The 9451-nt window shown below is 73.2% G+C and carries 7 protein-coding genes and 1 pseudogene; 5 read left to right on the top strand and 3 right to left on the bottom strand.

Annotated elements, in window-relative coordinates; all coding sequences use genetic code 11:
• Positions 1 to 12: 12 nt before the first annotated feature.
• Genes AB0L34_RS30900 through AB0L34_RS30890 form a run of 3 tightly spaced genes read right to left on the bottom strand, consistent with a single transcriptional unit; the run spans position 13 to position 4215 of the window.
• Positions 13 to 1155, bottom strand: coding sequence for a DUF885 domain-containing protein (locus tag AB0L34_RS30900; protein WP_363708838.1), 1143 nt, complete (start codon positions 1153 to 1155; stop codon positions 13 to 15).
• Between the two features lie 53 nt (positions 1156 to 1208).
• Positions 1209 to 2891: an ABC transporter substrate-binding protein gene (locus tag AB0L34_RS30895; RefSeq protein ID WP_363708836.1), complete on the bottom strand. Its 1683-nt coding sequence runs from the start codon at positions 2889 to 2891 to the stop codon at positions 1209 to 1211.
• Position 2892: 1 nt separating this feature from the next.
• Positions 2893 to 4215, bottom strand: coding sequence for an aminotransferase class V-fold PLP-dependent enzyme (locus tag AB0L34_RS30890; RefSeq protein ID WP_363708834.1), 1323 nt, complete (start codon positions 4213 to 4215; stop codon positions 2893 to 2895).
• A gap of 204 nt (positions 4216 to 4419) precedes the next feature.
• Here AB0L34_RS30890 and AB0L34_RS30885 point away from each other — a divergent pair, with 204 nt between their 5' ends.
• The 5 genes and pseudogenes from AB0L34_RS30885 to AB0L34_RS30865 all read left to right on the top strand — a co-directional run.
• The gene (locus AB0L34_RS30885; protein ID WP_357699568.1) at positions 4420 to 5418 is read left to right on the top strand and encodes a methyltransferase; all 999 of its coding nucleotides are present in this window, start codon (positions 4420 to 4422) and stop codon (positions 5416 to 5418) included.
• 23 nt (positions 5419 to 5441) lie between these two features.
• Complete coding sequence (locus AB0L34_RS30880; RefSeq protein ID WP_363708832.1) at positions 5442 to 7151, top strand: ABC transporter substrate-binding protein; 1710 nt, start codon at positions 5442 to 5444, stop codon at positions 7149 to 7151.
• A gap of 116 nt (positions 7152 to 7267) precedes the next feature.
• Positions 7268 to 8254, top strand: coding sequence for an ATP-binding cassette domain-containing protein (locus AB0L34_RS30875; RefSeq protein WP_357463019.1), 987 nt, complete (start codon positions 7268 to 7270; stop codon positions 8252 to 8254).
• Positions 8251 to 9093, top strand: a complete 843-nt coding sequence (locus AB0L34_RS30870; protein WP_363708830.1) for an ABC transporter permease — start codon at positions 8251 to 8253, stop codon at positions 9091 to 9093. The genes AB0L34_RS30875 and AB0L34_RS30870 overlap by 4 nt, the downstream gene beginning before the upstream one ends.
• Before the next feature lie 264 nt (positions 9094 to 9357).
• A pseudogene (locus tag AB0L34_RS30865) lies at positions 9358 to 9451 on the top strand (transcriptional regulator); the annotation flags it as partial.

Genomic DNA, 9451 nt, shown 5'->3' with positions numbered 1-9451 from the left:
TAATTTTCATCCTCACTCGAGTTCAGCCGATGTGTTTTCAGTTGTGGGGCTATTTGGGGTTGGTTCTTCCGATCTGGGGGCCGGCGCCCCGCCGAGCCACCCGCCGACCAGCCGGGCCCCCTCGATGTACGTCACCGAGTAGGCCCGCCACAGCGGGTCCGTCAGGAAGGTGGCGATCTGCTCGGCCCGGTCGCGTGGCAGCAGCAGCCACCGGTGCAGGTGCTCCACCGCGTCGTCGATCGACGCCCCCCGGTCGTGCAGCAGGATCGCCGCGTCCTGCCGGGCCGGCATCAGCTCGTTGACGAGCCCCACCATCCGCTCGACGAGTTCGCCCTCGACGGGCACCCCCTCGTCGGCCAGCACCTCGGTGGTCCACCGTCCCCAGCCGGGCCCGAGCAGCGCCGCCGCCGCGTGTTCGGCCGTTCCCTCCGCCACCAGGCACTGCGGGGTGTTGACCAGGGCGATCCGGTGCTCGTCCCAGCCCCGGGCGAGCACCAGGCCGGCCTCCTTGAGGCAGTGCTCGGTGTGGTGGCCAGGGTACGCCTCGTGGGTGGCCATCAGCGGCAGCACGGCGATGGTCCGCCCCGCCGTCTCGTTCAGCGTCACCGTCGATCGGAAGCCGCCGTGGTACCGGTTGAACGCGTTCCACGGCCGGTCGCGCACCACCTCGATGTCGACCCGCTCGGCGTCGGGCAGGCCGAGCAGCGGCCGGGCGCGGGCGCGCAGCGCGTCGGCGACGGCCCGCACGGCGTGGCCCAGCCGCTCCGGCGGCACCACGTTGCGGGCGTAGAACGCCTCGACCTTGTCCATCAGCGGGCCGGTGCCCGGCAGCAGCGCGTCGATGGCGTCGTGGGCGGCGGCGTACCGGTCCGGGTCGCCCAGCCCCACCTCGACGTCGAAGTAGGTCTCCACCTCGGCCAGGAAGCCGATCTGCTCGCCCGCCGCCCGCCGGGCCGCGCACTCCACCGCGGTCAGTTGCGCGGCGAGGAACCGCCGCCGCTCCGCGTCGAGGTCCGCGTCGCCCAGGCGGCGCAGCAGGTCGCGGGCCTGCCCGGCCAGCTCCGCCGGGTCCGGCGCCGGCTCCGCGGCGACCCGCTCGGCGAGGGCCGGGTCACCGAACCAGCAGTCGACGTAGCCCTCGACGAGCCGGCCCATCCGCAGCCCGAGCGCGAGGTAGTCGGCGACCACCGCGTCGGCGGCGGCACCGGTCACCGGTCCACCCCGAGCCGCACGTCGGCGAGGTCGGGCAGACCGGCGAGCGCCGGCAGGGCGGTCGCGCGCCGCACCCGGGGCCCACGCGGCGCGGCGTCCGTGGCCCGCCGGAACAGCAGGGGTACGACCGCGGCGTCGGCGAGCAGCAGCCGTTCCACCTCCTGCCACCGCGCGACCGCCTCGCGCGGGTCGGCGGCGTCCAGCGCGCGCTCGACCAGCCCGTCGACCCGGGCGTCGCGGTAGCCGCCGGGATTGCCGGGCCCCTCGCCGACCAGCGGTTGCAGGAACACCCGGGCGTTGCCGTAGGCCCAGGGCGCGGTGAACACGGCCACCGCCAGGTCCCACCGGAGGGCGGGCGCGTCGCCCGTGCCGGCGAGCAGGGCCCGGTGGTTGGCGTCGTCGAGCGCGACCAGGCGTACGTCGATGCCGGCGGCGCCGAGGTCGGCCGCCCACGACCGGGCCAGCGCCAGGTCCTCGGCCGTGTCGGGATGCACCGCGGTCAGGGTGAGCCCGTCCGGGTGCCCCGCGGCGGCGAGCCGCTCGCGCGGGTCCGCGTCGGCGTCGGGGGTCGGGTCGGTGAGCGGGTCGGGCTGCCGGTGTCCGTCGTTGCCGGGGGGCACGACGGTGTGCGCGGCGCGGACCTCGGACCACGGGTCGGCGGCCCGGGCGATGCGCACCAGCGCCGCCCGGTCGACCGCCCCGGCGACGACCCGGCGCACCGCGGCGTCGGCGACGGCCGGGTTGGCGGGGTCGCGCAGGTTGAACACCAGGCAGGGATCGAGCCGGTGACCGGGCACCGGGCCGCTCGGCACGCCCCACGGCAGGTCGGCGTCGTCGGCGGCGAGCCGGTCGGTCAGTTCACGCGGTCCGCCCGTGGCGACGCGGAACTCGACGGCGTCGAACCGCTGCTGGCGGATCGGGTCGGTCTCCGCGTGCCACGCCGGGTTCGGCTCCAGCCGGATCGTGCCCCCCGGGCGCCACGACACGACGCGGTACGGGCCGTTGGCGACCAGGTGCTCGTGCAGGTCGACGCTGCCCGGCAGGTGGGCGTCGTACTCCGCCGGCGTCGGGGAGGCGCCGCTCTGGGCCAGCATGTCGACGAAGTCCAGCGCCGGGCGGTCCAGCTCGAAGACCACCGTCTCGTCGTCGACGGCGAACACTCCGGGGATGTCGTGGGCGTCCTGGAAGCCGGCGAGCAGCGCGGCGGTGACCGGGCGGCCGGCGACCGCCGCGGCGTACTCGTCGCAGTACCGGCCCATGCCCCGCAGGGTGCCCCGGAAGTACGCCAGAGCGGGGTGCCGGGTGAGCGGGTTGGCCAGCCGCTTGAAGCCGCGTACGACGTCGTGCGCCGTCACCGGGCGGGGGGTCGGCGTGTCCCAGAGCACCCCGGGGCGCAGGTGGACCACGTAGCTGCGGTGGCTGGCGCCCAGGCCGGCGTTGTAGGTCGACGGGACGTCGGCGGCCAGGTCGGCGACCGGCGCGAGGGCACGCCAGTCGCCCGGGTCGGGTTCCGGGCGGTAGCTGATCAGCTGCCGGGTGCACAGCCGCAGCAACTGGCGCTCGGCCGGCGACCAGGCGGCCGCCGGGTCCGCCTGGTGGACGGCGGCCGGCCCGAGCAGCCGCAGGGTGCCCCACCGTCGGGTGTCGTTCGTCGTCGGTGCACTGCGCGCCTGCGTCACGTCAGGACATCTCCTCGGCGAGGCGGACCATCGTCCGTACGGTGTGGTCGATCTCTTCCCGGTTGTTGAACAGGTGGGTGGTGATGCGCGCCGCGTAGTGCTGGTGCGGTGAGCCGGGCACGTCGAACTCCGTCCAGCGGGTCCAGATCCGGTGCTCGGTCTCCAGGCGCTTGACGAAGCCGATGAACTTCTTGATGTTCCAGGCGTCCTCGGGCCGCCGGAACGGGTTGAACGCGAGCAGCGGCGAGCGCAGCCGCGGGTCGGCGCCGGGGGAGTACATCGCCTCGGCGCCGAACGCGTCGATGAGCCGGCCGCGGGCGTACTCGGCGAGGTCCATGATGTACGCCTCGATGCGGTCGCGGCCGATGTCGTCCCACAGCTCGAAGGCCCGGGCCAGGGCGGCGCCCCGCGCCAGGTTGGCGCTGCCGGCGCTCTGCAGGAAGTCGCCCATGTTGTAGCTCTCCACGGCGGTGCTGGTCCGCGGCGGCGGGCTGCCCATCATCGGGTACCAGGTCGAGATGAGCGGCCAGAACGTGGGCAGCGGCAGCGGGTTGTGCTCGGGGACGACCTTGTTGCGGACGTAGATCAGGCCGGTGCCCAGCGGGCCGCACTGGAACTTCGACCCGGAGCAGGTGATGAAGTCCGCCCCGGTCGCGCGCAGGTCGATGTCGAGCATGCCGGGGATCAGCGCGCCGTCGATGACGGTGGTCAGCCCGTGCCGGTGCGCCAGCTCGCACAGCTGCCGGATCGGGAACATCGTCCCGGTGAACAGGGTGATCGCGGCGAACGAGAGCACCTTCGTCCGGGGCGTGATCGCGGCTTCGACCAGCTCGACGATCTCCTCCGCGCGCACCTCGTGGCCGGACGGCGGGGTGACGGTCTTGAGCACCACCCCGAACCGGTTGCGCAGCAGGTTGAAGTTGGACAGCACGGAGTAGCACTCGTGCGTGGTCGTCACCACCTCGTCGCCCTCGCGCAGGTCGAGGCCGTGGATGACCCGGGCGACCCCCTCGGTGGCGTTGTGGCAGATCACGATCTCGTCCCCGTCCACGCCGAACGTCCTGGCGATGGCGTCCCGGTACTCGGTGAACATCGCCGGGCGGTAGACGTCGAGCAGGCCGCCGGTCCACTGCCGGGTCACCCGGTCCACGGTGTCCAGCACCTCGTACGGCATCGCGCCGACCGTCCCCGTGTTGAGGTGCACGGTCGTCGGGTCCAGGGCGAACAGCTCGCGGATGCGGGCCCAGGACGCGGTGCGCAGCGGACTCTGCGCCGGTGACGCCGACACGGTGGCCGGGCCAGGGGACTCCACGGTACGGCTCACGGTGATCCCTTCGTAGCCGACGGCGGGCCCGGAGCTCGGCGGCGTTCCGGGCCGGGAACTGCAATCACTTTCTCAAGCGGACATGGTCAGGACTATTGCGCAAGTTGCGCTCCTGGCCCTCGCGGCACCTGACAGGCACTTGACTCAGGTATAGCATTCGACCCAGTGCAGCGGCAGAGTCCGCCATCACGGGCCGGAGGGGACATGGACAGGTTGCAGTCGGCGCTGGCCCTCTACGAGGAGGCGATGGGCTACACCTACGCGGCAGCCCTGCGGGCCGCCGCCACCATCGGCGTCGCCGACCACCTGGTCGACGGCCCCCGTACGCCCGCCGAGCTGGCCGCCGCGACGGGCACCGACGCGGACGCGCTCCGGCGGGTGCTGCGCCTGCTGGCGGTCCGCGACGTGGTCCGCGAATCCGACGGCCGGTTCGCGCTCACCGACAAGGGCGCGGCGCTGCGATCGGACTCGCCGGTGCCCGCGCGGGCCGGCATCCTCATGTTCACCGACACGATGTTCTGGACGATGAGCCACCGGGTGGCGAGCGCGCTGGGGCCGGAACGGCCCGCCTTCGCCGACATCTTCGGCAGCTCGCTGGACGCCTACTTCGACGGCGACGCCGAGGTCGAGGCGCTCTACTACGAGGGCATGGAGACGGTCAGCGCGGCGGAACACCTCATCCTCGCCCGCGCCGGCGACTTCCCCGCCACCGGCACCGTGGCGGACGTCGGCGGCGGCCGGGGCGGCTTCCTGCTCACCGTCCTGCGCGAGCACCCCGGCCTGCAGGGCGTGCTGCTGGACCGTGCGGAGGTGGTCGCCCGGCACCGGCTGGACGCCCCGGACGTGGCGGGGCGCTGGAAGGTGGTCGAGGGCGACTTCCTCCGCGAGGTGCCCCACGCCGACGTGCACGTGCTCAAGCGCATCCTGCACAACTGGGGCGACGAGGACAGCGTCCGGATCCTGACGAACTGCCGCCGGGTCATGCCCGCGCACGGCCGGGTGCTCGTGATCGACGCGGTCGTCCCCGAGGGCAACGACGCGCACCAGAGCAAGGAGATGGACTTCATGATGCTCGCCGCGCGCACCGGCCAGGAACGCACCGCCGCCGAGCTGGAACCGCTGTTCACCGCGGCCGGGCTGCGCCTGGACCGGGTCGTCGGCACCTCGTCGGTCATGTCCGTCGCGGTCGGCGTGCCGGCCTGACCCAGGGAAGGGGCCGCAGACCCGTGCCGGACCACGACCAGCAGCCTCGCCACGGCGGCACGCTGCGCTACTACGGGCCCGGTGGCCTCGACCACCTGGACCCCGCCGCCGCCTACTACGCCTTCTCCCACCAGGTCATCCGGCTCTTCGCCCGGCAGCTGTTCAGCTACCCGACCACCGAGGACGCCGCCGCGCTGGTGCCGGTGCCCGACGTGGCCGCCGAACTGCCCACGGTGGACAACGGCGGGCTCAGCGAGGACGGCCGCACGTACACGATCCGCCTGCGCGACGGGGTCCGGTGGGACACCGACCCGCCCCGGCCGGTGACCGCCGGGGACTTCGTGCGCGGCTTCAAGCGGATGGCCAACCCGGTCGCCGGGGCCGGCGCCATCGCCTACTACACGAGCACCGTCGCCGGCATGGCGGAGTTCGCCGAGGGCTACCGCGCGCGCTTCGCCGGTCGTACGCCCACCGCCGCCGAATTGGCCGACTACCAGAACAGTCACGAGATCCGCGGCCTGTGGGCCAAGGACGACCGGACCCTGGTGATCGAGCTGCTGCGCCCCGCCAACGACATGCTCAACCTGCTGGCGATGCCGTTCGCCTCCGCCGCCCCGCGGGAGTTCGACGACCTCGTCCCGGACGGTCCGGACTTCGCGCGGCTGGTCCGTTCCAACGGGCCGTACCGCATCACCAGCTACGCCCGGGGCAGCCACCTGACCATGGACCACAACCCCGCCTGGCGGGCCGACGCCGACCCGATCCGCCGCCGCTACGTGGACCGCATCGAGGTCCGGATGGCGAGGGTGAGCGACGAGCGGGTCCGCGCCGAGATCGAGAGCGGGGCGGCCGACCTGTCGTGGGGCGCCGCCGTGGGCAGCCCCCGCCGGCGCGCCACCGACGCCGACCGGAACCTCGGCTGGGCGTTGAACCCCTACCTGGCGTTCAACCTGCACAGCCCCCACGAGCGGGGGGCGCTGCGCAAGCGGGGCGTCCGGCTGGCGATCGCGTACGCCGTGGACAAGGCGCGGCTGGTCCGGTTCTTCGACGACATGGACATCGGCACGGTGACCCGGCCCGCGCACACGGCCATCCCGCCGGGCAACTTCGGTCACCGCGAGTACGACCCGTACCCGACGCCCGGGGACCGGGGCGACCGGGCCCGCTGCCGGGAACTGCTCGCCGAGGCCGGGTACCCCGACGGGCTGCGACTCACCATGATCTACCGGATCGACGCGGTGCACGGTCAGGTGGCCAAGGCGATCGCCGAGGACCTGGGCGCGGGCGGCGTCGACGTCCGGCTGGTGGAGATCGACCAGACCGACGAGTACTACCGCATCCTCCAGGACCCGGCCCGCGCGGCGGCGGGGGAGTGGGACATCACCCCGGCCGCCTGGATGCCGGACTGGTTCGGCAACAACGGGCGGTCGTACGTCCAGCCCATGTTCCAGTCCAACACCGCCGCCGGCACCGCCAACTACGGCGGCTACCACAACCCGGTCGTCGACGACCTGATCGACCGCGCGCTGTCCGCCCGGACGGAGGCCGAGGCGGAGGAGCTGTGGCACCGGGTCGACCGGCAGGTGCTCCAGGACGTGGCGATCGTGCCGATCCTGGCCTGCGAGCCGACCATCGCGCACCTGACCAGTTCCCGGGTGCGGGGCGCGATCCCGCTGCCGCACGTGGACCGCTGGTACGACGCGGCGAACCTCTGGCTGGACCCGCCCGACTGAATTCGGCCCGCGACTAATAGCAGCCTTGACTGATATAAGCGGCTCTTGTAGTTTTGCCTCGACGGGACTTCGTGATCCAGCTGCCCGAGTTCGCCTGTGACGCGACAGGAGTGAGCATGACTACCAATCCGGCCTTGGCCATCGAGACCCGCGAGCTGGTAAAGGTCTTCGGGCAGACGCGCGCGGTCGACGGACTGGACCTGGTGGTGCGCGCCGGGACGATCCACGGGGTGCTGGGCCCGAACGGGGCCGGAAAGACGACGGCCATCAAGGTGCTCGCCACGCTGATGCGACCGACCTCCGGCACCGCGTCCGTGCTCGGGCACGACGTGGTCCGCGAGGCCGCCGAGGTCCGGCGCCGCATCGGCCTCACCGGCCAGACCATGTCCCTCGACGAGGACCTGACCGGCATGCAGAACCTGATCCTCGCCGGCCGCCTGCAGGGCCTCAGACACGCGTCCGCGGCCGCGCGGGCGGAGCAGCTGATGGAGGCGTTCGACCTCAGCGAGGTCGGCAATCGGCTGGTGAGCACCTTCTCCGGCGGGCAGCGGCGGCGCATCGACGTGGCCGCGAGCATGGTGGTCGCCCCCGAGCTGCTGTTCCTCGACGAGCCGACCACCGGCCTCGATCCGCGCAGCCGCAGCGAGGTCTGGGAGATGATCCGGGGGTTGGTCCGGGAGGGGGGCACCGTCCTGCTGACCACGCAGTACCTCGACGAGGCGGACCACCTCGCCGACGAGCTGACGCTCATCGACCACGGCCGCATCGTGGCCCAGGGCACGCCGCCGGAGCTGAAGGCGAGCCGCGCCGCCGGCGTGCTCGAGGTCCGGCTGCGTGACCCCGAGCGCCGGGCCGACGCGGGCACCCTGCTCGCCGGGGCCGTCGGCGCCTCCGTCGACCTCGACGCCGATCCCGCGCGGCTGTCGGTGCGGGTGACCGATCCCGACCGGGCGGCGCTGGCCCTGGGCGAGCTGGCGCGGGCCGGCATCCACGTCGACGACTTCACGCTCGGCCAGCCCTCGCTGGACACGGTGTTCCTCGCCCTCACCGGTCACTCGACGCTCGACGCCAGCGAAGAAGAGGAAGCAGAGGTACGGGCATGACGACACCCAGCACGGAGGTGCGGCCGCTGCCGGCCGAGATCTTCAGCCGGTCGGTGGCCGGCGCGGAACGGCCACCACGTCCCGGCGCGCTGTTCGCCGTCCGCACGTTCGCCTGGCGGAATCTGATCAAGCTCCGCTACGTGCACGACCACCTGGGCACCGCGGTGGTCTTCCCGATCGTCCTGACGCTGGTCTTCACCTACCTGCTCGGTGGCGCGATCGCCGGGTCGCCTCGGGAATACCTGCAGTTCTTCCTCCCCGGCGTGATCGTCCTGTCGCTGGTGTCGTCGAGCATGATGAGCGCGTTGACGCTCAACCGGGACATCGCGACCGGCATGTTCGACCGGGTTCGCAGCACACCCATCTGGCAGCCCGCCGTGCTGGTCGGCGCCATGGCCGGCGACGCCGTGCGGTACGCCCTGACGTCGGTCGTGCCGCTGTCGGTGGGCCTGCTACTGGGCTTCCGGGCGGAGGGCGGCCTGTCCGGCGTGGTGCTCGCCCTGCTCTACCTGCAACTGTTCACCTTCAGCGTCAACTGGCTGTGGATGCTGTTCGCGGTACTGATCCCACAGCCGGCCGCCGCCGCCGGTGTGGTCAACCTCCTGCAGTTCGTGCTGCTCTTCGGCAGCAACATCCTGGCCCCGTCGCAGACGATGCCGGGTTGGCTGGAGGCGGTGGTGAAGCTGAACCCGGTCACCCACGCCGCGACCGCCACCCGCGGGCTGATGCACGGCACGGTGACCTCGGGCGAGATGGGCGCCGGCCTGCTGGCCTGCGTCATCCTCGTCGCGCTGCTCGCCCCGCCCACCATCTGGCTCTACAGCCGCAAGCAGCGCTGACACCCCTCCCCGACGGCCCCGGTGCCCCCTGCCTCTCCCGGCAGGCGCCCGGGGCCGTCGCGGCGTGTCCCGTTGGGCCCCGCCGTGCGCCACCGGCCGGGCGGAGGCGGCCCCTTCCCAGGCATCGGCACCGTCCGGGAAGCCGTTACCGGCCGGCGACCACGACGGGTCCGTCCGGGCGGTCGGTGCCCCGGGCGCCGGGCAGCCCGTTCCCTGGCCTTTGCGCCGCCCGGGGAGTCGTTACGGGCCGGCGGACAGACGACGGCCGCCGCGCCGCTGGCCGCGTACTTCGCCTACTTCGCGGCCAAGGTGCACCCCGACGTGCGGGTGCTCGACGACGGCGGCAGCCTGCTCACCG

The sequence above is a fragment of the Micromonospora sp. NPDC052213 genome, assembly GCF_040679695.1.
Taxonomy (GTDB): Bacteria; Actinomycetota; Actinomycetes; order Mycobacteriales; family Micromonosporaceae; genus Micromonospora.
The sequence above is the reverse complement of the archived record's forward strand: the minus strand, read 5'-3'. Positions and strand labels throughout refer to the sequence as shown.